A 22673-nucleotide genomic window follows, 5' to 3' on the forward strand; every position below is an offset into this window, starting at 1 on the left:
CGAACTTGCACAGCCGCAACTGTCGGCACCGCACGAGAAGCCAGTTGGAAGGCTCCTTGAAGTCGCACGCCTTGAATGCCCCGCTGTGTGAAGTCTGTGTGAAGTGCGCCGGCGCGGGTGCTTCACACGGCCTTCGGGTCGCGCGAAGAGCATCGCGGCTTCGCTACTGACGAGGAGATCAAAAAATGCTTCAGTTCCTGAGAGCCCTGCAGAGCTCGATGCTGGTCAAGGTGGCCGGGCTGTTCTTCCTGCTGTTGCTGCTGTGCATTCCGCTGGCCGAGATCGACTCGATCAACCGCGAGCGCGGCGAGAGCCAGCGTGAGGCGGGCCGCGAGCTGGCCGCCACCTATGCCGGCCGCCAGACCGTGGTCGGCCCGCTGCTGCTGGTGCCGTATGTCGAGCGCTGGACGGAGCCGATGCGCAATGCGCAGGGCAAGCTGATCGGCCAGGAGCCGCACAGCAAGGAAATGACCCACGTGGTGTTTCCCGACAAGCTGCACATCGAAGGCACGATGGCGCCGCAGGAGCGCTACCGCGGCATCTTCAAGAATCCGTTCTACACGCTCGACGCCACGCTGAGCGGCGGCTACGCCGCCTTCGATCCGAAGGCCGTGGCGCACAGCGAGACCGATTCGACGATCGAGCTGAAGGCGCCTTTCATCGCCTTCAACGTGAGCGACCTGCGCGGCCTCGACGGCTCGCCGGCGCTGCTGATGAACGGCGAGGCACTGCGCTTTCGGCAGCGCGTGCCGGGCATTGCCGACGACGCCTGGTTTGCCAACGGCATCCACGCACCCGTGACCGGCGCCGCGCTCGCGGCATGGCAGGCCGGCAAGGCCTTGCCCTTCGAGATGAAGCTCGGCCTGGTCGGGCAGGACACGCTGGCCATCGCGCCCATCGCCGAGGAAACGACCGCGCACCTGCGCTCGCCCTGGGCGCACCCCAGCTTCGGCGGCCGCTTCCTGGCATCCGAACGCAGCGTGACGCCGGGCGGCTTCGATGCGCACTGGCGCGTGTCCTCGCTCGTGACCACGGCGCGCGAGCAGGTGCGCGCGGGACTCGCCGGACGCGGTGTCGATCCCGACAGCGACGCCCAAGCCGTCACCCAGGCCGCCGGTGCCGTGCGCCGCAACCTGGGCCCGCTGCAGACCTTCGACGTGTCGCTGGCACAGCCGATCAACGTCTATTCGATGAGCACGCGCGCCGGCAAGTACGGCATGCTTTTCATCGGCCTGGTGCTGATGGCGGCCTTCATGTTCGAGCTGTTCCGCAAGCTGCGCCTGCATCCGATCCAGTACGGGCTGGTCGGCCTGTCGATCGCGCTGTTCTTCCTGCTGCTGCTTGCGCTGTCGGAGAAGTTCGCGTTCTGGATGGCCTACGCGGGCGCGGCAACAGCCAGCGTCACCTTGCTCGCCGTGTACTTCAGCGCGGTGCTGGGCGGCTGGCTACGCGGCCTGTCGTTCGGCGCTTTCGTCGCACTGCTGTACGGCGCGCTCTACGGTTTGCTGGCTTCCGAAAGCAATGCGCTGCTGCTCGGCGCGCTGCTGATCTTCGGCATGCTGGCCACGCTGATGCTGGTCACGCGCAGGGTCGACTGGTATGCGCTCTCTCGGCGCAATGACGCAACGCCGGCCGCACCGGCAACGCAGGCGGCATGAAGCTGCTGCGGGTCAGCTTCGGCGCACTGGGCTGGCTGGCCCTGGCCACGCTGTGGTTCTGGGCCTGGCACCTGAAAGACCCGCACCTGCGCTTCATGCGTGCGTGGGAACTGCCGCTGCTGCTCGGTGCGCTGGCCGTCGGCATCGCGTTCATCTGGCGATGGACCCACGGCTGGTTGCGTCCGGTGGCCTTGGGCCTGGCGTTCGCGGCGGTGCTGATGGCGCTGTGCAACGAAGCGGCCTCCATCCAGCACCGGGCCGAAGTGAATGCCTCGTCGGGGCCGATGGCACAGGCGCTCGGTGCGCACTTCATCGTCGGTTATGACGATGCGAAGAAGCTGCGCGAGCTGGCGCGCAAGGGCCTCATCGGCGGCATCTTCGTGACCGGCCGCAACGTACAGGGCCGCACGGCCGCCGAATTGCGCGATGAAATCGCCGGCCTGCAGGCGCTGCGACGCGAAGCCGGCCTGTCGCCGCTGGTCGTTGCGACCGACCAGGAAGGCGGCGCGGTGTCGCGCCTGTCGCCGCTGGTCGAACGCCAGCCCGCGCTGGCCACGCTGCTGGACGCGGACGTGCCCGACGAAGACCTCGCGCAGCGCGCCCATGCCTACGGCGCGCAACAGGGCAGGGCGCTTGCGGCGCTGGGCATCACGCTCAACTTCAGCCCGGTGGTCGATTTGCGCACCGGCCGCGCGCCGGGCCGCTGGGATCTGCACACCCGCATCGACGAACGCGCCATCTCGGCCGACCCCGCGCTCACCGCGCAGGTAGCGCTCGCTTATGAGAAAGGCCTTGAGTCGGCTGGCGTGCGCGGCACGCTCAAGCACTTTCCCGGCCTTGCCGGCGTGCACGAAGACACCCATCACTTCGCCGGCAGCCTGCGCACGCCGGTCGCCCGACTTGCAACACATGACTGGAAACCATTTCAAGAAGTGTCGAAACAATCTGACGCAGCCATCATGCTCGGGCATGTGATCCTTGCGGAACTCGATGCGGAATCTCCGACTTCTTTCTCGCGCAAAATCGTGCAGCAGGTGATTCGGGGCGAATGGGGCTATCAGGGCCTGCTCGTCACCGACGATCTCACGATGGGCGCGGCCTACAACCATGGCCTGTGCAATGCCACCGTGCGTTCGCTGAACGCCGGTGTGGACCTTCTGCTGATCGCCTTCGACCACGACAAGTACTTCGACGCCATGCATTGCGCGCAGCAGGCCGCGCAACGCGGCGCACTCGATCTGCCGATGCTGGAACGCAGCAGCGCGCGGCGGCTCCAATCCTTTCGCTAGTCAGTTAGCCCATTTCTATGTTCAAACGTTCAAGCTCCTCCCCCACCGACGACGGCGCCAAGCCGGACGGACGCAACCGCCGCTGGAAGCGCATCGCAGGATGGGGCGCCATCGCGGCGGGCTCCGGCGCGCTGGTGGTGATCGTCGCGGCCATCGTCGCGGTCGTTGCCATCTATCCGAAGCTGCCCGATGTCTCGGCGCTGTCCGACTACCGGCCCAAGCTGCCGCTGCGCGTGTACTCGGCCGAAGGCCAGTTGCTCGGCGAATTCGGCGAAGAGCGCCGCAACCTCACGCCCTTCGCCAACATTCCGAAGGTCATGAAAGACGCGGTGCTGGCGGTGGAAGACGCGCGCTTCTACGACCACGGCGGTGTCGACTACAAAGGCTTTTTGCGCGCGGCGGTGGCCAGCCTGAAAGGCGGACGCAAGCAGGGCGCATCGACCATCACGATGCAGGTGGCACGCAACGTCTACCTGAGCTCCGAGCGGACCATGAGCCGCAAGACCTACGAGATCCTGCTGGCGCTGCGGCTCGAACAGCAGCTCACCAAGGACCAGATTCTCGAGATCTACCTGAACCAGATCTACCTGGGCAACCGCGCCTACGGTTTCGCCGCCGCCGCCGAAACCTACTTCGGCAAGCCGCTGCAGAACGTCACCATCGCCGAAGCCGCGATGCTCGCCGGCCTGCCCAAGGCGCCCGGCGCGAACAATCCGGTGGCCAACCCGCGCCGTGCGCGGGCGCGCCAGCTCTACGTGATCGACCGCATGCAGGAAACCGGCTTCATCACCGCCGAGCAGGCGGCCACCGCGAAGAAGGAAGAACTGCACCTGCGCGATGCCGCCGACCCGAACCGGCTGCATGCCGAATACGTGGCCGAAACCGTGCGCCAGATGATGTACGCGCAGTACGGCGACAGCATCTACACCAGCGGCATGAAGGTCTACACCTCGCTGGTCGCGGCCGACCAGGTGGCGGCCTACAAGTCGCTGCGCAAGGGCATCATGGATTACGAGCGCCGCCAGGTCTATCGCGGCCCCGAGAAGTTCGTCGACCTGCCGACCGAGCAGAAGGAAGTCGATGAAGCCGTGGACGACGCGCTGGCCGAACACCCCGACAACGGCGACGTGATCGCGGCCGTGGTGCTCGATGCCAACGCCAAGGAAATCAGCGCCGTGCGCGCCAACGGCGAAACCATCCAGATCAGCGGCGAAGGCCTCAAGCCGGCGCTGTCGGGTCTTGCCGCCAAGGCACCGCCCAACATCAAGATCCGCCGCGGCGCGGTGATCCGCGTGGCGAAGACGCCGAAAAACACCTGGGAGATCACGCAACTGCCCGAGGTCGAGGCGGCCTTCATCGGCATGGACCCGCGCACGGGCGCCATCAAGGCGCTGGTCGGCGGTTTCGATTTCGGCAAGAACAAGTTCAACCACGTCACGCAGGCCTGGCGCCAGCCGGGTTCGAGCTTCAAGCCCTTCATCTATTCGGCCGCGCTTGAAAAAGGCTTCACGCCCGCGACCATCGTCAACGACGCGCCGCTGCACTTCGATGCCAGCGAAAACGGTGGCCAGCCCTGGGAGCCGAAGAACTTCGAAGGCACCTACGAAGGCCCGATGCCGCTGCGCACCGCGCTGATGAAGTCGAAGAACCTCGTGACGCTGCGCGTGCTGCAGTCGATCGGCGCGCCTTATGCGCAAGACTGGGTCACCAAGTTCGGCTTCGACAAGGACAAGCAACCGGCCAACCTGCCGATGGGCCTGGGCGCCGGCTCGGTCACGCCGATGCAGATGGCGGTGGGCTACTCGGTGTTTGCCAATGGCGGCTACCGCGTCAACCCTTATCTGGTCACGCGCGTCACCGACCTGCGCGACAAGGTCCTGATGGAAACCGAGCCACCGGTGCTCGACGAATCGCGCCGCGCCATTCCGCAGCGCAACGCCTTCATCATGAGTTCGCTGCTGCAGAGCGTGGTGCGAAACGGCACCGGCTTCAAGGCCTATCAAGCGCTCAAGCGCGACGACCTCTACGGCAAGACCGGCACCACCAACGATTCCTTCGACACCTGGTTCGCGGGCTTCCAGCCGACCATGGTCGGCGTTGCATGGGTCGGCTACGACACGCCGCGCCAGCTCGGCGTGCGCGGCGAAACCGGCGGCAGCCTGAGCCTGCCGATCTGGACCGGCTACATGCAGACCGCGCTGCAGGGCGTGCCCGTGACGCAGCCGGCCGAGCCGCCGGGCGTGGTTCGTGTCGACGGCGAGGTGTATTTCGACGACTTCACGCCGGGCCACAACGTGGCGAGCCTGGGCCTTGAAAATGCCGAAGCGGCACCGCCGCCGGTGGAACAACTCACCGGCGCGCCGATCGGTGCGCCGCCGCCACCGGAAGAGCGCAACAAGATCCTGGACTTCTTCAGGTAACGGCCACACGGTTCAAAGCGCAAGCGGGATGCGGTGCCTACACTCGGTGCCGCTTCCCGCTTTTTTTTCTTCTCTCTTCACGCATACATGGAAATTCTTACCCTGGTGGCGTTGATCGCCGCCGGCGCCTACATCCTCAAGTCCAGAGACCAGCGCCAGCGCATCGCGCTGCTGGGCACGCACCTGGGTCGCTACCAGATCGAGAAGCTGATGGAGAGCCTGACTTCGGGCTACCTGCGCTGCCTCGGCGAAGACGATCCCGAGCGCCGCCAGCAGATCTGGAGCCTGCTCGATTCCACCGAGGAAAAACTCTCGGCCCAGTTCGACAGCTTCGCTGGCGAGTTCGCCCGCACGCCGGAAGCCGACACGCGCGTGAGCAAGCTGCCCGTTGCAATTCCCTTCGCGACCAAACTCTTTCCGGCCGCGGCCTTCGACCTGCGGCAAGCGCTGGCGATTCATGCGCGCGGCATCGCCGGCGTGATGAAGAACGAAGCGAATCGCTCGGCCAAATCCAAGGCCTTCACCATGTCGGCCGAACTGTTCCTGATGCAGCACACCTGCCACTGGTACTGCAAGTCGAAGACCGTGGCGTCGGCGCGCATGCTCACACGCCACCAGACCTCGTATGAGCAACTGCTCGATGCGGTGAGCCCCGAGACGCGCGAGGCTTATCTCGCCTTGATCTCGGCCTGATCGGTTCCTGAGGGTTTCCAGTGCAGCTCACGGGTCTCGATCACCATCGTGTCCATGCTGAGCATGCGGACTTCGTTCTGGAAGGCGATGTTCGCTATGCGCCCGGAAAGTCCCTCTGGTTTTGCGCAATGGCCACCGGCGCAGCCGTCGGTGGCGTCTTCTTTTTTCAATGGAATGCGCTCGCGCTTTTCGTTGTCAGCACGGGCTTCGTGCTGTTGTTCGGCCACTCGCTGGGCAGCCATCGCCAGTTGATTCACAACAGCTTCCAGTGCCCGCAGTGGCTGCGATATGCGCTGGTGTATTGCGGTGTTCTCGTGGGACTGGCCGGGCCGCTGGGCATTCTTCGCCAGCATGAACTGCGGGACTACGCGCAGCGCCTGCCCATCTGCCACGACTACCTGCGCCATGGCCGCGGCTTCTGGGGCGACGCATGGTGGCAACTGCATTGCGAGCTGCATCTTTTGCGACCTCCACACATCGAACTGGAGCCGCGCATCGCCAACGACCGAGTCCTGCAATGGCTCGAGAAAACCTGGATGCTGCAGCAATTGCCGGTGGCCGTTCTGTTCTATGTCTGGGGTGGCTGGGCTTTTGTTGTCTGGGGCGTTTGTGCCCGGGTCACGTCCGGCGTTCTGGGCCATTGGCTGATCGGCTGGTTTGCACACAACCACGGCGCGATGAACTACGAAGTACGCGGCGCCGCAGTGCAGGGCCGGAACATTCCATGGACCTCGCTGCTGACCATGGGCGAGTCCTGGCACAACAACCATCACGCGTTTCCGGGCTCTGCCCGGCTGGGACTCGCGCCGGGCGAATGGGACCCGGGTTGGTGGATGCTCAAGCTGCTGGAGCGTTTCGGCCTGGTGTGGGATTTGCGCTTGCCGGCTTCGCTGCCGCCACGGCCCGAACTGCAGGCACTGACGCCGGTTCAGTGATGTGACAACAGCGGCAGCGTGAGCGTTGCGACCGCGCCGCCACGCGATGCGTTGCCCAGCTCGATGCGACCGCGGTGCAAGGCCGCGATCTCCTTCACGAACGCCAGCCCCAGCCCCGTGCTCTTCTTCTGGCTGTGCGGCCGCGCGAGCGAATAGAACTTCTGGAAGACTTTTTCCTGCGCGTAGTCCGGAATGCCCGGCCCGTGATCGCGAACGGTCACGCGTGCAAGCCTGGAGGTGGTCTCCAGCACGAGCAGCACTTCGCTGTCGCGCGGCGAAAAATCGATGGCGTTGTCGAGCAGATTGCTGATGGCGCGGCGCAGCAAGAACGGATCGCCTTCGGTGCTCGCCTCGTCGCGAATGTTCACCAGCAGACGGATGTTGCGCTTGGCCGCCGCGGGCTGTGCGCTGAGCGCGATGTCTTCGATCAATGACGCCAACACCACCGGCTCCGTGCGGTCGAGCGCGCGCCGCGTTTCGAGCGCGGTGAGTTCCATCATGCGGTCGACGATTTCCTGGATGCGTTGGGTCTCGCTTTCGATGTTCTTCAGAAAGCGTTCGCGCTCCGCATGCGGCATCGATGGCTCCTGCAGCAGCTCGGCCGCGCCACGGATCGCGGAGAGCGGGCTTTTGACTTCGTGCGTGAAGGTCTGCACGTAGTCGGCCACGTAGTTGCGTCCGGTGAGCGCATCGCGCATTTCGCCGAAGCCGCTGCGCACCGTATCGACCGCGCGGCGCGCCATGCGCGACAGGCTCAGGCTGCGCTGCGCGCGCACCCAGGTCCAGTAGTCCGAGATCAGCCCGAAGGGCCGCACCAGCCAGATCGACACGATCACCGCGAGCAGCAACAGCGCAAGGCCGGAGCCCACGCCGACCCACAGCGTGCGGGCGCGGGCGTCTTCCACGAACTGGCCGAAGCTCTGCACCGGCTTGCCGACGCTGACCATGCCGACGATTTCGTTGTTCCAGCGGATCGGCGCGCCGACGTACATGACCGACGTGCGCGGATCGCCGTCGACGTCGCGCGAAGTGCGCGCGCCATACAGGCCGGCGAGCGTGCGGCTCACGTCCATCCATTGCGAATAGTCGGCGCCCAGGTGCCTGCCGAGCGAATCGAACATCACGCGGCCGTTGCGGTCGGTGACGTACACGCGCAGCTCGACGCGGTTCTTGTGCAGGTTGTAGATCTGGGCCGAGAACTCGCGCGCGTAGACGGTGCGAAACAGCGGTTCGAGCCGCGCGGTGTTGATGGCGCCGGCAATCACGTCCTGCTCGACCAGGCTGGCCACGAGTTGCGAGGTTTCGACCAGCGATTCCTCGGCCGACTCGCGGTAGCGCGGGTCGATGTCCGACATCACGCGGTACAGCAGGAAGGCGATGCCTGCCGTGTAGATCAGCAGGATGCCGATGAAGATCCGCGTGCGACGGGTCACGAGGACTTGGCTGGCAGTTCTTCGTTCAGCGCGTAGCCGGTGCCGCGCAGCGTGCGGATCGGCTCCACATCGGGCGCGACGGTCTTGAGCTTGGCGCGCAGGGTCTTGATGTGCGCATCGACCGTGCGGTCGAAGCTGTCGCTGGCGTCGTCCCAGACCAGTTGTAGCAATTCATCGCGCGTGAAGACGCGGCCGGGGCGCTGCACCAGCAGGCGCAGCAGCCCGTACTCGTAGCGCGAGAGTTCGAGCAGCCGTCCGTAATACCGGATCTGCATCCGCTCGTTGTCGAGCGAAAAGGGCATTGCGGGTGCCTGTGGGGTCGCTGGAGCCGCCTGGGGCGCGATTTGATGGGGAGCCCCATGGTTTGCTCCGGCGGCCGCTGGCGAGGCTCCTGGGCCGTTTCTCGCGCTCCGTCTCAGGATGGTCCTGACGCGAGCGACCAGCTCGCGCGGCGAAAAAGGCTTGGCGATGTAGTCGTCCGCACCCAGTTCGAGGCCCACCACGCGGTCTATTTCGTCGCTGCGGGCCGTCAAGAACACCATGGGTACCTCCGGGCCGCCCATGGACTGGTTCAGCGCCTGGAGGCGTTTGAAGAGCTCGAAACCGTTCAGGTCGGGCAATCCGATGTCCAGGATCGCCAGCGCCGGCGGTTCCTGCGCGAACTGCGCGATCGCTTCCTCGGCGGTGGCACACCAGATCGGGGTGAATCCGTCGCTTTTCAGGACGTACTGCAGCGTGTCGGCGATGCCCGACTCGTCTTCGGCAATCAGGATCCGCGGTTTGAAGCTCATCCACGGATGTTAGCGAGGGGAAGCGGGCCGCCCGGGCCCGTTTTTTCGCCCGAGGCGCTGGAGACCGGCGCGGCCGTCCGCGGCTTTTTTTTTGGCGCGGCGCTTTCCCTGTTCCCTATTTCTTATTCTTCTTATTCAAATTAGTAGTAGTAGATAAGGGAAGCACTCTTCTGTGGACAGGGCACTTTTTTCGTTATGTGACAACGAGTTGTCATGCCTGCGTCACTGTGCGCAGCCGCGCTTCCGAGGTGTACCGCCGAAATGAACAACATTGGGTAACCCGCCGGCGCTGTGGATAACCGATGGCTTGTGCAAAAACTGTCCCCAGAGTTGTCCTTTGACACCCCCTTGGAAATCTGCGAAAGGCGGCTTTCGGGCAAAGAAATTCAGTGCTCAAAATTTAAGCAATATGTAGAATCCCCTTGCAAATCAATGACTTGCAATGGCCCTACACAGCAGTGCCGGGGTTATCCACAGAGTTGCTCAAGCTTTGTGGGGAGAACGTCCAAAGGAACCTTCGCAGCGCCAAGCACCCGAACTTCGTCCTTCATATGACGAAAACCTCGAACATGACACCTTCAGAAACAACGGCCATCGTGACCCTGAGCCTGCTGGCGGCCTTCGTCGACGGCGAAAAGCACGAACGCGAACGCGCGGAGATCAAGCGCATCGCCGAAGGCCTGTCGCAAGCCGACGGCCTGAATCTGCCGACGCTCTACCAGGACGTGCTGATGAAGCGCGTTTCGCTGGCGTCGGTGGCCGGGGAGCTGAAGAGCACCGAATCGCGGCAGCTCGCCTACGAGATGGCGGTGTGCGTGTGCGATGCCGACGGCACGCAGTCGGAGGCGGAGCGCATGTTCCTGGCGGACGTGCGCACCTCGCTCGGGCTGGATGCGTCAGTGGCGGGGTTTGCGCAGCGGGCGGAAGAAATCGCGTCGGTGCCGGTGGGCGCCGCAGTGGGAACGGCCACGGCGGCGGGTGCCGCGGCGGTGGCCGTCAATGCGCCCGACAGCGCGGAGCTGGACAAGTCGATCCTGAATGCGGCCATCCTCAACGGTGCGCTGGAACTGCTGCCCGAGACGCTGTCGACCATGGCGATCATTCCGCTGCAGATGAAGCTGGTCTATCGCATCGGCCAGGCGCACGGCTACCAGCTGGACAGCGGGCACATCAAGGATTTCCTGGCCACGGTCGGCGTGGGCCTGACCTCGCAGTACCTGGAACAGGCCGGGCGCAAGCTGCTCGGCGGGCTGCTGGGCAAGGTCGGCGGCGGCTTGCTGCGCGGGCTGGGCAACCAGGCCGTGAGTTCGGGCATGAGCTTCGCGGCGACCTATGCGCTGGGCCATGTCGCCAAGCGCTACTACGCGGGCGGCCGCACGCTCTCGACCCAGATGCTCAAGGACGCGTTCTCGGGCGTGGTGAAGGAAGGGCAGGGCCTGCAGACGCAATATCTGCCGGCGATCCAGGAGAAGGCCCGCACGCTCGACGCGGGCAAGATTCTTTCGCTGGTACGAGGCGCCTGATCTAGACCTTGCTCAGGTCATCGAGGATCGGGCAGTCGGGCCTGGCATCCCCGTGGCAGCAGTGAACCAGATGGGACAGCGTATTGCGCATGGATTGCATGTCCGCGATGCGCTGCTCCAGTTCACCCAGGTGCTTTTCGGCGATGCGCTTGACACTCGAACTCGCGCGCCGGCGGTTGTGCCACAGGCCGACCAGCTCCGCGATTTCTTCCATCGAAAAACCCAGGTCGCGTGAGCGCTTGATGAAGCGCAGCGTGTGGATGTCGGCGTCGTTGTACTGGCGGTAGCCACTCTCGGTGCGCGCCACCGCCGGCAGCAGGCCCAGCCCTTCGTAATGCCGGACCATGCGGGCCGAGACGCCCGACAGGCGCGCGGCCTCGCCGATGGCGACCTGCCGGCCTCCGGTGTCCGTCATTGAACGGCGTAGCCGGCGTTCTCGATCGCCGCCACGATGTCCTTGCGCGGCTGTTCGCTCAGCACGTCGACATGGCCGGTCGGAAGATCGACCGTGACCTGCGCTTCGGGATCGACCGTCTGCACCGCGTTCTGCACCGCGGTCACGCAGTGGCCGCAGCTCATGCTCGAGACCTGGAATTTCTGGCTCATCGTCGTGGCTCCTTTTGAATTCAATTGAATGAATGAATGGTGGGTTGCAAGGGGAAGCCGCAAGTTTGAACCCTCTCACGATGTCAACGTCCAGCGAAGGGGCACTGTCGCTGCGCGGCGGTGTTGGCAACGACCTGCGACGTTATCGCTTTCGCACCGGAAGTTGCGCACAATCGCGAACCCATGAGCACTCCCCACCCGGTTAGGCAGAGGCCCGTTTGAAACTTGCGCAACTCCTGCGCCACCTGCGCACAGATCGCAAGATCAGCCAGCTCGAACTGGCGCTGCGCCTGGACGTGTCGCAAAGGCATGTGAGCTACATCGAGGCCGCGCGCGCACGGCCGAGCCGCGAATTGCTGCTGGCCTGGCTGGCCGAACTGGACGTACCGACCTCGGTGCGCAATGCCGCGCTGCTGCATGCGGGCTTCGCGTTGCCGCAGGAAAAGATGGCGCTCGACAGCCCCGAACTCGCGCCCGCGCTGCAGGCGCTGCGCCACACGCTGGCCGCGCACGACCCGAACCCCGCGCTGGTCTTCGATGACGACTGGCACACGGTCGACCAGAACCGCGGCGCGGGCTGGTTGTGGTCGCTGGTCATGCCCGAGCTGGCCGCGAGCGCCGGGGGCCGTGTGCGCGGCATGGACATGATCACCGCGCTTGGCCATCCCAAAGGCCTGCTGTCGCGCATGCATCAACCGTGGGCCGTCGGCTCGGCGCTGCTGGCGCAACTGCGCACCGAGGCCAGCGCGACGCCGGCGCTGCAGGAAAGAATTCAGCGGCTTTCCGATGCACTGAATCAACGGCACCGACCGGCCGTTGCCGCGAAGGCGCCAGCTCATGCGGCGCCCTATCTGAGCCTGGTGTTCGACACGGCACTGGGCACGCTCTCGTATTTCTACGTGCAGAGCGTCTTCGCATTGCCGCAGGACGTGACGCTGGCTTCCTTGCGGATGGAGCTCTGGTTTCCGCTCGACAGCCATACCGCCGAGATGACGCGGCGCCACGTCGAGCTGGGTTGAGCATCGGCTGTCATTGCTGGCGCACAGGGACCTGCTGCGCGGGGTCGTAGAAGAAGGTCTCCGCCGCGATGCGCTCGCCTTCCCAGTGCTGGCAGGCCACTTCTTCCATCCGCGTGACGGAGCCATCGAGCCATTCGAAGCGGAAGACCCAGCGCACGACCACGTCGTCGCCGCTCACGAACACGGGCGGCAGGCATTGCGAACTCACCGACCTGGCGCGCGCAAGCACCTTGCGTTCATGGGCGACCAGCGTGTCCCGCCCGATCCGTGGCGGCGACTGGTTCTCCTGCATGGAAGCTTGCGGCGTGTAGAACTCCTCGATGGCTTCCACATGCGCGTTCTGTTCGACGCGTGCGATGAATCGGGCCAGGGTATCGGGTGCGGGCATGGCTGTTCTTTCTGCGAAGGCGCAAGGCCTTGTGGGGATGCAGGCAAGTCTGGCAGGCGCGCCCGGCACTGTCGATTACCTGCCTGGTCGCAGTGCAGCGAAACCTTGCGACCTCGTGCATGCGACGAGGCCGACGGCTCTTCTTCAGTCGATCAGCAGCGCCATCATGTGGTCGTCGATGGCCTGCGCATCGGCGGCCCGCTTGTAGAACTTGCGCAGCGTGCCTTCGCGTTGGAAGCCCAGCTTTTCGTAGAAGCGCAGCGCGGGCGCGTTGTCGCTTTCGACGATGAGTTCGATGCGCTTGACGCCCGCCGATATCAAGGTGTCGATGGCCTCGGTCACCATGGCCAGCGCCACGCCTTGCCCGTGCAGGGCCGGATCGACCGCGAGCGTGCCGAGGCTGGCCACGTGCTGCACGCGGCCCGGATAGCGCGTGGCGCGGTAGAAGCCGGCGACCTTTCCGTCGCGCTCGTAGATGTGGAAGCCGCGGCCGTCGAGCAGCTCTTTGTAGATCGCGCGAAAGTCTTCGAGCGGCATCGGGTCGTAGCCCAGGTAGGGCACGACCTTCTCGTGCATGTAGAGGGCGAAGACGGTGTCGATGTCCTGCGGGGTGGCCAGCCTGTGCATGGTGTGTGGAGCTTCCATATCGATGAAGCGCCGAGCATAGCGAGGCGTTAAAAAACGCCTGCTGCGAAAGAGCCTCAGGCCAGCATGACCGCCGACACCGCCAGCAGCACCACCTGCACGCACCAGGCCCAGCGCAGCCGCAGGCGCGAGTCGAGCACCGCGCCGATGGCCCAGAAGCCGCCGACCGCCAGTGCGAGCAGGACCAGGCCGGTCTGGAACGCCAGGTCGTCGGCCCGCCACAGGAAGGCGAGCGTCACGCCGACCCAGCCGGCGAAATGGATGGCAGCCGACGCGACCTGGGCGCGCGTCAGCACCGGGTCATGGATGTGCATGGCTTCTTCGAGCGAGAAAGGGGCTTCCGGAAAACGCGCGGCCACATCGGCCGGGCGCCAGCCCGGCGGCTTGAACCAGACGGCGAGCTTGTCCTGCCATCGCCGCGTGTGCCAGCTGTCGCGCAGCAGCGGTGCGTAGGGTCCGAGGATCGCGCGCAGCGGATCGAAGCTCGCGAGCGTCTTGCGCGTGCCGTAGACGCAGCGCTCGCCTTCTTCCGCGAAGGTGCCGAACATGCGGTCCCACACCACCAGCATGCCGCCGTAGTTGCGATCGACATAGCCGTCGTTCACGGCGTGATGCACGCGATGGTTGGAAGGCGAGGAGAACACGCGGTCGAACCAGCCGAGCTTGCCGATGTGCTCGGTGTGGATCCAGAACTGGTAGACCAGCACGATCAGCCCCGCCAGGCCGAACTGCTCGGGCGGCACGCCCACCACCGCCATCGGCAGATAGAAGGCCCAGCCGAGAAAGGCCACGGCGCTCTCTTGCCGCAGCGCGGTGGAGAAGTTGAATTGCTGGCTCTGGTGATGCACCGAGTGCGCGGCCCAGAACACGGCCGACTCGTGGCCCGCGCGGTGCAGCCAGTAGTCGAAGAAGTCGAACAGCAGCACCGCCGCGATCCAGCCCATGGCGCTGTCCCAGAAGCTGGGACGCGTCCAGATCGCGACGACCGGGTAGACCATCGCGTACAGGCCGATCTGGAAGAGCTGGGTGCATACGGCGAACGACTGGCTCAGCAGGCCCTGGCTCAGACTGCCGATGGTGTCGCTGAAACGGTAGGTGTTGCGCCGCTTGAGCCAGCCCCATGCGAACTCGCACGCCATGAGCAGCGCGAACACGGGCACGACGAAAACGACCAGCCGGTGCACCGTGCGTGTTTTTCAGGAAGTCTTCAGCGAATCTTCAGCGTTCGGACGCGCGACCGGCCACGATGACCGCGTTGGTGCCGCCGAAAGCGAAGGAATTGGACAGCGCGTAACGGATGCCCTTGGCCTGGCGCGCCTCGCCCTGGACGAAGTCGAGATCGAAAGCCGCATCGGGCGTCTGCAGGTTGGCGATGGGAGGCAGGGCCTCGCGTGCCAGCGCGCGCAGCGCTGCAATCAGCTCGATGGCACCGCCGCCGCCGAGCACGTGGCCGTGGATGGCCTTGGTGGCGCTCACGGGCGCGCCCTTGCCGAACACTTCGCGGATCGATGCGGCTTCGGCGGCATCGCCGGCCGACGTGGCCGTGCCGTGCGCGTTGATGTGGCCGATGTCCGAGGCCTCGATGCCCGCATCGCGCAGGGCGGCGCGCATGGCGCGCACCTGGCCGCCCGCATCGGGGTTGGTGATGTGCGTGCCGTCGCAGTTGGTGGCGTAGCCCGCGAGCATGAAGGGCGCGGCGTCGGCGCCGCGTGCCAGCGCATGCGCTTCCGATTCGAGCACCAGCGCGGCAGCGCCTTCGCCGATGGCAAAGCCGGCGCGGTCGCCCGAGAAGGGGCGGCAGGCGGACGACGGCGCATCGGCCGGCGGCGGTGCCATCACGCGCATGGCGTGCCAGCTCGCCATCACGCCGGGCGTGAGCATGGCGTCATGGCCGCCGACGATGGCCACGTCGATCCAGCCGCCGCGAATGGCGCGCATGGCTTCGCCGATGGCCACGGCCGAGGAGGCGCAGGCACAGGCGTAGGCAATGGCTGCGCCGCGTGCGCCGAAGTGCAATGCCAGCTCTGCCACCGCCGCGTTGGGCATGACGGTGAGCACGGTGGTCGGGCGCATGCGGCGCTGTTCGCCGTAGAGCGCGCTGGTGGTGTTGTCGAAGGTGCCGGCGCCGGCCAGGCCGCTGCCCCAGTAGATGCCGAGGCGATCGCGGTCGATGCTGTCCAGGTCGAGCTTGGCTTCGGCGGCGGCGTCTTGCGCGGCGGCCAGGGCCATGGCGGTGCCGCGGTCCAGCGGCAGGCGCGAGGTGCTGCGCACGCCGTTCGATTCGAAATCGCAGGCGGCAACGGCCAGCTGCATCGGGTCCATGCCCTTGATCTCGAGCGTCTGCGCACGCACGGCGGAACGGCCGGCGAACAGGGCTTCGTCGAAGGCTTCGACGGTGCGGCCGATGGGCGTGATGAAACCGAGACCGCTCACGCGCACCGGCGTGGATGCGGCGCGCGCAGCAGAAGCGGCGAGCACGGCGTGGGCGGCTCCGCTGCTCATGCGTGGGCTTCGGCGGTCTGGGTGGAAGGGACGGCAGCAGCGCCGCTGCTTTCGGTGTCGATCACTTCGCACAGGCGTTGCAGCGTGATGCCGGCTTCGCGCGGATCGAGGCGGTCTTCGGGAATGCGCAGGTGGAATGCGTCTTCGACGGCGAAGACGAATTCCATCAGCGCGAGCGAATCGAGACCGAGGTCGGACAGCGCGGTGGCAGGCGAGATGGCCGAGCGCTCGACCTTGAAGTCGGTCTCGAGAATCGTCGCGATGCTGTTGAAGGTGGGCGAAGTGGAATCGGAAGAAGACATGGGGATGTTTTCCTTTCAGTCGGGTTCGGGCCGGGTCAGGCGTACAGGGGATGCTCAGGCATCGTGCCATGCGCCACTGCATCGGCGAAAGACACTGTTTCGCGAACGACCTGCTGGCGGTCGTTGTCGATCGTGATCATGTGGTAGCTGTTGGCCACCACCACGGTGCGGAATGCGCGGCAGCGAAGGCCGCGCGCCAGGATGTCGAGATTGGCCACGCTGGCCACCTCGTCCTGCTGGGCATGCAGTGCGAGCACGTTGTCGCATTGCACGCTGTTGAGGTTGCGGCGCACGTGGCGGATCAGCCGGTCGTGTTCGCGCAGGTGGCCCACGCCGATCACCGAGCTGCCGGCGCGCGAGACCTTGCGGTGGCGCAGCTCGCGCTCGATCCAGGCCCGCACGCGTTCGTTCTTCACGCCGTAGGGCGGGCGTTCGCGGTATTGCCAGAGGCGTCCGAGCGGCGTGTAGAAGGCCAGCGGCAGCAGGAACTGCGTGCGCGGAATGGCCCAGCCGTCAAAGCGCAGCGTGGTCGACATGAGCACCAGCGCGTCGATGTCCTTGCCGCAGCGGATGGCCGCGCCCAGCGCGAGCGAGGAGCCGGCGGAAATGCCGATGAGCACCACGCGGTCGTGCTGCGCGCGCAGCGCCTTGACCTGGGCCTGGATGACGTCGAGCCAGCGTTCGTACGGTGCGGCGTGTTGCAGCGGCGCGTTGGCATCGAACGAGTAACCCTCGATCGACAGCGGGTGCACCGGATAACCGCGGCTGCGCAGTGCGGACTGCACGGTCAGCAACTCGTCAGGCGTGCTGCATAAACCATGCAGCAGGACCACGGCGGTGCGTTGCACCTCGGAAGGCACCACACTCAACAGATCGGAGGGTTCGCGCGCACTCATCGTGTGGCGCCGGCCATGAAAATGGCCCGTGTTTCATATTGCTGTCGTATGCTCATGTTGCGTTTATCGCTGGAGCGACTGACCGGCTGCTGACCCGTCATTCGTAAGGGCAGATTACCCCAACCACACAATTACCATGCGAATTCTGCTTGTCGAAGATGACGCCGTACTGCGCGATGTGATGCTGCGCAGTCTCGCGGATGCAGGCCATCGGGTCGATGTGTCGACCAACGTCGAAGATGCCGACCACCTTTGGCGCGTGCAGCCCTTCGACGCGGTGCTGCTCGATCTCAACCTGCCCGCCACCGCAAGCCCCACCAGCGGCCTGGCCAGTGGCCTCACCGCCTTGCGACAGGCGCGTGCACGCGGCGACCGCACGCCGGTGCTGGTGCTCACCGCGCGCGGCCGCACCGAAGAGCGCATTGCCGGCCTCGATGCCGGCGCCGACGACTACCTGGGCAAGCCCTTCGACCTGGCCGAGGTCGAAGCTCGCCTGCGTGCATTGGTGCGCCGCGCCAAGGGCACCGAAGACATCGTGCTGCTGGGCCAGCTCAAGCTCGATCGCAAGGCGCGGCGCTTCTCCACCACGGGCGGTCCGCTCGACCTGCCGGCGCGCGAGTTCGAGGTGCTGTGGGAACTGATGAGCCCGCCGGGCCGCACGGTCAGCAAGCGCGCGCTGTCCGACAAGCTCTCGAGCTTCGACGAATCGCTCGGCGACAACGCGCTCGAGGCTTTCATCTCGCGCCTGCGCAAGAAGCTGCTCGGCACCGGCGCAACCATCCGCACGCTGCGCGGCATCGGCTACCTGCTCGAAGCCGACGTGTGATTCGCGCGTGACCGAGTCGATCGAACAGCCCCTCGGAAAGCTGCGACAGGCACCGTCGCTCACGCGGCGCGTGCTGCGCAACGTGCTGGTGCCGCTGGCGCTCACGTGGACTGTAGGTGCCGTCATCGCGCTGGTCATCGCCAACTATTTTTCGGAACAGGCTTTCGATCGCGGCATGCTCGACGACGCCTATGCGCTGTCGGCCAACGTGCAGGCGGGCGAGCGCGGCATCGAACTGCTGTTGACGCCGCGCGAAGTGGCGACCGTGCTCTTCGACCAGGTCGACAAGGTGTACTTCGCGGTGCAGCGGCTCGACGGCACGCTGATCTCGGGCCAGGCCGGACTGCAGGCGCCCCTGCCGGTCGACGGCTTGCGCTATCGCTTTTCCGACGTGGAATACGAAGGCAGCGTGTTGCGCGCAGTGGTGCTCGAACACGATGCGGAGCCCGACCTCAGCATGCCCTACCGCGTGGTGGTGGCGCAGACCACGCTGAGCCGGACGGCGCTGGTGCGGCAACTGCTCGGCTATGCGCTGGCACCGCAGATCCTGTTGTTGTTGTTGCTCGCGGTGTGGCTCTGGTACGGCATCCGCAGCGACCTGCGGCCGCTGGCCGAATTGCAGCGCGCTCTTGACCGGCGCGATGTGCGCGACCTGTCGCCGGTGACGGTGGCGCAGACCTCGCGCGAGCTGCAGCGCCTGGGCAATGCGGTCAATTCGTTGTTCGACAGGCTGGGACAGAGCCTGCAGGCGCAGCGCGAGTTCGTGGGCAACGTAGCGCATGAACTGCGCACGCCACTCGCGGGCATTCGCGCGCTGGCCGAATACGGACTGGCGCAGCATGACGCGAAGGTCTGGCGCGAGCAGCTCGAACGCGTGTCGGAGCGGCAGTCGCGCGCGAGCCACCTCATCGACCAGTTGCTTGCGTTGGCGCTGGCTGAAGAGGCGCGCACGGGCCTGGACCGTGTGCCGGTGCGACTCGACGTGCTGGCCGAGCAGACGGTGCTGCGCCACCTGGCACGCGCGGATGCGCGCGGTGTCGACCTGGGCGCGCGTGGCCTGGACGACCCGGTGGTGGTGCATGCGAACGAAGCGCTCGTCGAAGGCATCCTCGACAACCTGATCGACAACGCGCTGCGTTATGGCGGCCGCACGATCACGGTGGAACTGGCAGGCCAGACACTGAGCGTGATCGACGACGGCCCCGGCATTCCACTCGAAGCGCAGCGCGACCTGATGCAGCGATGGGCGCAAGGGCCCGCCGGTGAAAAGCTGGGGCAGGGCTCGGGCCTTGGGCTGTCGATCGTGTCGCGCTACGCCGAGCTGTTGGGCGCGGAGCTGCGGCTCGATGCAGCGGAGCCAACAGGGCTGCGCGTAAGCGTGGCGTTCGGAGAAGTGCCTTAGCGGCCAGTGCTCAAAGCGGTGTTCCCTGATGGAACGCCATGCGCCAGCGGCCAAGCCGTTGCCGCCACAGCGAGCTGCGCAGCGAGTCCGCCGAAGGCCGTTCAGCAATGGCCTTGCGGTGTACGCGGTAGGTGACCAGCGCCACATCGGAGGCGATGCGGTGCACGCGAAAGTCGGTCATCGTGCGCTCTGAAAAAGCTTCATCGCGCAGGGCTTCGATGATGGCCGGTCGGGTCCATGCGATGCCCGAAATGCCGATCTCCTGGAAGTCGTCTTCGAGCAGTTCTTCGAGCCGTGTGGCGCTTGCACGCACCTCGCGAAGATGCAGGTCGCCTTCGAGTTTCAGCAGCAATGCATCGAGATTTTCGAGCGGTGCGGCTTCGTAGAGTTCGAGCGGCAGGCCGTCAGGATCGGCGAAGAAGGTGAAGCGCCGGCTGGTGAATTCGTCGGTGCGCAGTGGGTCGACTGCGATGCCTTGTGCGGCCAGTTCGTTGGCTGCGGCCTGTACGTCGTGGACCTCGAAGGACAGGTGGCGCAAGCCCTGTGCCTCGGGTCGCGTGAGGCGCGTGGGTGCATCGGGAAAAGAGAAGAGTTCGATCTGCGAGCCGTCGGGCAACGCCAGGTCGAGCTTGTATGAATCGCGTGCGGCGCGGTAGTTTTCAGCGACGACCCGCAGGCCCAGAACCTCTGTGTAGAAGCGCTTCGACACCGCGTAGTCGGCGCAGATGATGGCTACGTGGTGGATTCTGTTCAGCTGCATCGCGGTGTTCATCTCAGTTGGCTCTATCGCTTTGTTGTGGGCTTGGGATCGGGCTCGGGTTCATTCAGGGCGAGTGCGAATGACACCAGGAGCTCCCCTCCGCGAATGTCCCCCGCTTCGCTCCTCCTTTATTTCGCTGCGGGGAGCACCTGGTGCCATTCGCACTGGGGCACGCTGCTGGTGAACCGCTGATCAACAATTGCTCTGTCCAACGCTCGCGCCGATACGGGGCTCTTTTTCGCGAAATAAAGGAGGAGCGAAGCGGGGGACATTCGCGAAAAAGAGCACCGTGTCGGCGTGAGCGTCGCCCTGAACAGCAGCAGCGCCAAACACAACGCGACGAACGAAAAGACAAGGACTCATCCCAGCCGCTTGCGCAGAAAAACGCGGGTACGTTGTTCAAGCACGAGCCGCTTGTATTCCACATAGCCGATGCGTTCGTAGAGCGCGCGGTTCTCCGTCATCTTCTCATTGGTGAACAGGTAGATCGAGTCGTGTCCTTGCCGCAGTGCTTCGCGCTCCGCCAGTTCGAGCAGCGCGCGGCCGACACCCGTACCCTGATGCTGCGGCAACACGGCAATGACGTCGATCAGAAAGCCTTCGTCGGTGATGTCGAGCACCAGTGCGGCCACGACCTCTTGCTGTTGCGTGGCGATCCAGACCTGTGCATTGGCGATGGCCGCGCCGTAGTCCTTCGTCATCGGAATGGGTGTGAGGCCCAGGCGCGGAATGTAGATGCGGAAGGCTTCGATGGCGCATGCGGCAACCGCATCGGCATCGGCGGCCTCCGCACGCCGCAAGGTCCACGCGGCAGTGCTCATGCCGCGAACTCCACCTCGGCTTCGATCTCGACCGGGATGTTGAACGGCAACTCCGCCATACCCACGGCACTGCGCGCATGCGCGCCGATGTCGGGGCCGAAGAGTTCGAGGATGAGGTCTGAAAAACCGTTGATGACAGCCGGCTGTTTGTCGAAGCCCGGTGCCGAAGCGACCATGCCGAACACGCGCGTCCATGCGGTGATGCGGTCGAGATCGCCGAGTGCGCGTTGCAGGCTGCCGAGCATTGCCAGTGCGGTCAGGCGTGCGGCTGTGTAGCCCTGTTCGACGCTGACTTCACGGCCCAGTTTGCCCAGCGGCGCGGCGATGGTGCCGTCGGCGTTGAGCGGGCCGTGGCCCGAGATCAATGCACGGCTGCCGGCCACGCGCACGAACTGGAAAGGCAACACCACGCCGGGTGGCGGCGTGATGGTGGGCGGGAGCACGAGGCCGAGTGCGGCCAGTCGTTGCGCGATGCGGGCCATGACGTTCTTTCTCTTCGATTGGAAGATGGATGCGTCGCCGCATCTTGCCATGGCCCATTTCACATCCGCAGCAGCGCCTGGGCAGCACTGCAAGGCCCTGTCAGGCCAGTGCTGGATAGTCCGTGTAGCCCTTCGCGCCGCCGCCGTACATCGTGGCCTTGTCCAGCTCGTTCAGCGGTGCGTTCTCGCGCAGGCGGCGCACGAGGTCGGGGTTGGAGATGAAGGGCTTGCCGAAGGCCACGAGGTCGTCGCCTTCCTTGAGCGCTTCTTCCGCCAGCGGGCGGTCGTAGCCGTTGTTGACCATCCATGCGCCCTTGCCACCGGCTTCGCGGTATGCGGCCTTGAGGGCTTCGTAGTCGAAGGGGCGGTCTTCGATTTCACGCGGGCCGCCGGTGGCGCCTTCGATGATGTGGATGTAGGCCAGGTTGAGCTTGGCGAGCTGCTTGACCACGTAGGTGAAGAGCGGCTGCGGGTTGCTGTCGTGCACGTCGTTGGCGGGCGTGACGGGCGACAGGCGGATGCCGGTCTTGCCGCCGCCGATGGCGTCGACCACGGCGCGCGTGGCTTCGAGCAGCAGGCGGGCGCGGTTCTCGATGGAGCCGCCGTAGTCGTCGGTGCGCTTGTTGCTGCCGTCTTTGAGGAACTGGTCGAGCAGGTAGCCGTTGGCGCCGTGGACTTCGACGCCGTCGAAGCCGGCGGTCTCGACCGCGCTGCGGGCCGCGACGGCATAGGCGTGGACGATGCCGGGCAGTTCACCGGCGTCGAGCGCGCGCGGCTCGGAGGTCTCGACGAAGGTCGGCACGCCGTCCTTGATGAGCACGGTCTTGGTCTTGGCGGTGATGGCCGAAGGCGCGACGGGCTTTCCGCCATCGGGTTGCAGTTCGGTGTGCGAGACGCGGCCCACGTGCCACAGCTGCACGACGATCTTGCCGCCCTTGGCGTGCACGGCATCGGTCACGTGCTTCCAGGCGTCCAGTTGCTCGGTGCCGTAGAGGCCCGGCACGTCGGCATAGCCCTGGCCCTGATGGCTGATGGCGGTGGCTTCGGTGATCAGCAGGCCGGCCGAGGCGCGCTGGCCGTAGTAGGTGGCGGCGATGTCGGGCGGAATCGCGTTGGGCGAGCGGTTGCGCGTCAGCGGCGCCATCACGATGCGGTTGGCGAGCTTCAGGTCGCCGGCCTGTACGGGGTCGAAGAGGGTTGACATCGTGTGAGAGTAAAGAAAGTGAAAACAGGCCGAAGGCTAAGCCCGGGGCCTCAACCCTGCTGTGACGGGGTTGTCCGG

23 protein-coding genes are annotated in these 22673 nt (G+C 65.7%); 9 read left to right on the plus strand and 14 right to left on the minus strand.

What is annotated here, in order from left to right:
* The first annotated feature begins 185 nt into the window (after positions 1–185).
* The 5 genes from creD to ACSFB7_RS15910 all read left to right on the plus strand — a co-directional run bounded on the left by creD (position 186) and on the right by ACSFB7_RS15910 (position 6995).
* Complete coding sequence (gene creD / locus ACSFB7_RS15890) at positions 186–1658, plus strand: cell envelope integrity protein CreD (RefSeq protein ID WP_435471669.1); 1473 nt, start codon at positions 186–188, stop codon at positions 1656–1658.
* On the plus strand, positions 1655–2947 hold the full coding sequence (locus ACSFB7_RS15895; RefSeq protein WP_435471670.1) for a glycoside hydrolase family 3 N-terminal domain-containing protein: 1293 nt from the start codon (positions 1655–1657) through the stop codon (positions 2945–2947). The genes creD and ACSFB7_RS15895 overlap by 4 nt, the downstream gene beginning before the upstream one ends.
* A 17-nt stretch (positions 2948–2964) precedes the next feature.
* Complete coding sequence (locus tag ACSFB7_RS15900) at positions 2965–5367, plus strand: penicillin-binding protein 1A (protein WP_435471672.1); 2403 nt, start codon at positions 2965–2967, stop codon at positions 5365–5367.
* An 87-nt stretch (positions 5368–5454) separates the two neighbouring features.
* Positions 5455–6060, plus strand: coding sequence for a hypothetical protein (locus ACSFB7_RS15905; RefSeq protein ID WP_435471674.1), 606 nt, complete (start codon positions 5455–5457; stop codon positions 6058–6060).
* Positions 6061–6188: 128 nt separating this feature from the next.
* Positions 6189–6995 (plus strand): acyl-CoA desaturase, encoded by an 807-nt coding sequence (locus ACSFB7_RS15910; protein WP_435471676.1) that lies wholly within the window; start codon positions 6189–6191, stop codon positions 6993–6995.
* Here the strand turns inward: ACSFB7_RS15910 and creC are convergent.
* Both creC and creB read right to left on the minus strand, forming a co-directional pair.
* Positions 6989–8428 carry a two-component system sensor histidine kinase CreC gene (gene creC / locus ACSFB7_RS15915; RefSeq protein ID WP_435471678.1) on the minus strand — a complete coding sequence of 480 codons (1440 nt, stop codon included), beginning with the start codon at positions 8426–8428 and terminating at the stop codon, positions 6989–6991. The two genes, ACSFB7_RS15910 and creC, sit on opposite strands and share 7 nt — an antisense overlap.
* The gene (gene creB, locus ACSFB7_RS15920) at positions 8425–9219 is read right to left on the minus strand and encodes a two-component system response regulator CreB (RefSeq protein ID WP_435471680.1); all 795 of its coding nucleotides are present in this window, start codon (positions 9217–9219) and stop codon (positions 8425–8427) included. Before creB ends, creC begins: the two co-directional genes overlap by 4 nt.
* Positions 9220–9788: 569 nt before the next feature.
* Here creB and ACSFB7_RS15925 point away from each other — a divergent pair.
* Complete coding sequence (locus ACSFB7_RS15925; RefSeq protein WP_435471682.1) at positions 9789–10742, plus strand: YcjF family protein; 954 nt, start codon at positions 9789–9791, stop codon at positions 10740–10742.
* Between the two features lies 1 nt (position 10743).
* On the opposite strand, the gene cueR is transcribed toward ACSFB7_RS15925, so the two are convergent.
* Positions 10744–11157 (minus strand): Cu(I)-responsive transcriptional regulator, encoded by a 414-nt coding sequence (gene cueR / locus ACSFB7_RS15930; protein WP_187113065.1) that lies wholly within the window; start codon positions 11155–11157, stop codon positions 10744–10746.
* Positions 11154–11348 carry a heavy-metal-associated domain-containing protein gene (locus tag ACSFB7_RS15935; protein WP_435471685.1) on the minus strand — a complete coding sequence of 65 codons (195 nt, stop codon included), beginning with the start codon at positions 11346–11348 and terminating at the stop codon, positions 11154–11156. The genes cueR and ACSFB7_RS15935 overlap by 4 nt, the downstream gene beginning before the upstream one ends.
* A gap of 218 nt (positions 11349–11566) precedes the next feature.
* Here ACSFB7_RS15935 and ACSFB7_RS15940 point away from each other — a divergent pair, with 218 nt between their 5' ends.
* Positions 11567–12367 (plus strand): MmyB family transcriptional regulator, encoded by an 801-nt coding sequence (locus ACSFB7_RS15940; RefSeq protein WP_435471687.1) that lies wholly within the window; start codon positions 11567–11569, stop codon positions 12365–12367.
* Positions 12368–12377: 10 nt separating this feature from the next.
* Here ACSFB7_RS15940 and ACSFB7_RS15945 read toward each other — a convergent pair whose 3' ends face one another.
* The 6 genes from ACSFB7_RS15945 to ACSFB7_RS15970 form a co-directional block, all read right to left on the minus strand.
* Positions 12378–12755 carry a nuclear transport factor 2 family protein gene (locus ACSFB7_RS15945; protein ID WP_435471689.1) on the minus strand — a complete coding sequence of 126 codons (378 nt, stop codon included), beginning with the start codon at positions 12753–12755 and terminating at the stop codon, positions 12378–12380.
* 144 nt (positions 12756–12899) lie between these two features.
* A complete protein-coding gene (locus ACSFB7_RS15950) occupies positions 12900–13505 on the minus strand; it encodes a GNAT family N-acetyltransferase (protein WP_435471691.1) in 606 nt (201 codons plus the stop codon).
* Entirely contained in the window at positions 13457–14584 is a 1128-nt protein-coding gene (locus tag ACSFB7_RS15955; protein WP_435471693.1) for a sterol desaturase family protein, read from the minus strand. The genes ACSFB7_RS15950 and ACSFB7_RS15955 overlap by 49 nt, the downstream gene beginning before the upstream one ends.
* Positions 14585–14618: 34 nt before the next feature.
* A complete protein-coding gene (locus ACSFB7_RS15960) occupies positions 14619–15902 on the minus strand; it encodes a beta-ketoacyl-[acyl-carrier-protein] synthase family protein (protein WP_435471695.1) in 1284 nt (427 codons plus the stop codon).
* Positions 15899–16204: a phosphopantetheine-binding protein gene (locus ACSFB7_RS15965; protein WP_435471697.1), complete on the minus strand. Its 306-nt coding sequence runs from the start codon at positions 16202–16204 to the stop codon at positions 15899–15901. Before ACSFB7_RS15965 ends, ACSFB7_RS15960 begins: the two co-directional genes overlap by 4 nt.
* 35 nt (positions 16205–16239) lie before the next feature.
* Complete coding sequence (locus tag ACSFB7_RS15970) at positions 16240–17100, minus strand: alpha/beta hydrolase (RefSeq protein WP_435471699.1); 861 nt, start codon at positions 17098–17100, stop codon at positions 16240–16242.
* 136 nt (positions 17101–17236) lie between these two features.
* On the opposite strand from ACSFB7_RS15970, the gene ACSFB7_RS15975 reads away from it, so the two are divergent.
* Both ACSFB7_RS15975 and ACSFB7_RS15980 read left to right on the plus strand, forming a co-directional pair.
* Entirely contained in the window at positions 17237–17926 is a 690-nt protein-coding gene (locus ACSFB7_RS15975) for a response regulator transcription factor (RefSeq protein WP_435471701.1), read from the plus strand.
* Positions 17927–17933: 7 nt separating this feature from the next.
* The gene (locus ACSFB7_RS15980) at positions 17934–19328 is read left to right on the plus strand and encodes a sensor histidine kinase (RefSeq protein ID WP_435471703.1); all 1395 of its coding nucleotides are present in this window, start codon (positions 17934–17936) and stop codon (positions 19326–19328) included.
* 10 nt (positions 19329–19338) lie between these two features.
* On the opposite strand, the gene gloA2 is transcribed toward ACSFB7_RS15980, so the two are convergent.
* The 4 genes from gloA2 to ACSFB7_RS16000 all read right to left on the minus strand — a co-directional run bounded on the left by gloA2 (position 19339) and on the right by ACSFB7_RS16000 (position 22595).
* Positions 19339–20088: an SMU1112c/YaeR family gloxylase I-like metalloprotein gene (gene gloA2 / locus ACSFB7_RS15985; RefSeq protein ID WP_435471705.1), complete on the minus strand. Its 750-nt coding sequence runs from the start codon at positions 20086–20088 to the stop codon at positions 19339–19341.
* A gap of 359 nt (positions 20089–20447) precedes the next feature.
* Positions 20448–20909: a GNAT family N-acetyltransferase gene (locus ACSFB7_RS15990; RefSeq protein WP_435471707.1), complete on the minus strand. Its 462-nt coding sequence runs from the start codon at positions 20907–20909 to the stop codon at positions 20448–20450.
* Positions 20906–21391: a RidA family protein gene (locus tag ACSFB7_RS15995; protein ID WP_435471709.1), complete on the minus strand. Its 486-nt coding sequence runs from the start codon at positions 21389–21391 to the stop codon at positions 20906–20908. Before ACSFB7_RS15995 ends, ACSFB7_RS15990 begins: the two co-directional genes overlap by 4 nt.
* A gap of 100 nt (positions 21392–21491) precedes the next feature.
* On the minus strand, positions 21492–22595 hold the full coding sequence (locus ACSFB7_RS16000; protein ID WP_435471711.1) for an alkene reductase: 1104 nt from the start codon (positions 22593–22595) through the stop codon (positions 21492–21494).
* Positions 22596–22673: the final 78 nt, after the last annotated feature.

It is taken from the genome of Variovorax raffinosi (genome assembly GCF_051216615.1).
Lineage (GTDB): Bacteria > Pseudomonadota > Gammaproteobacteria > Burkholderiales > Burkholderiaceae_C > Variovorax.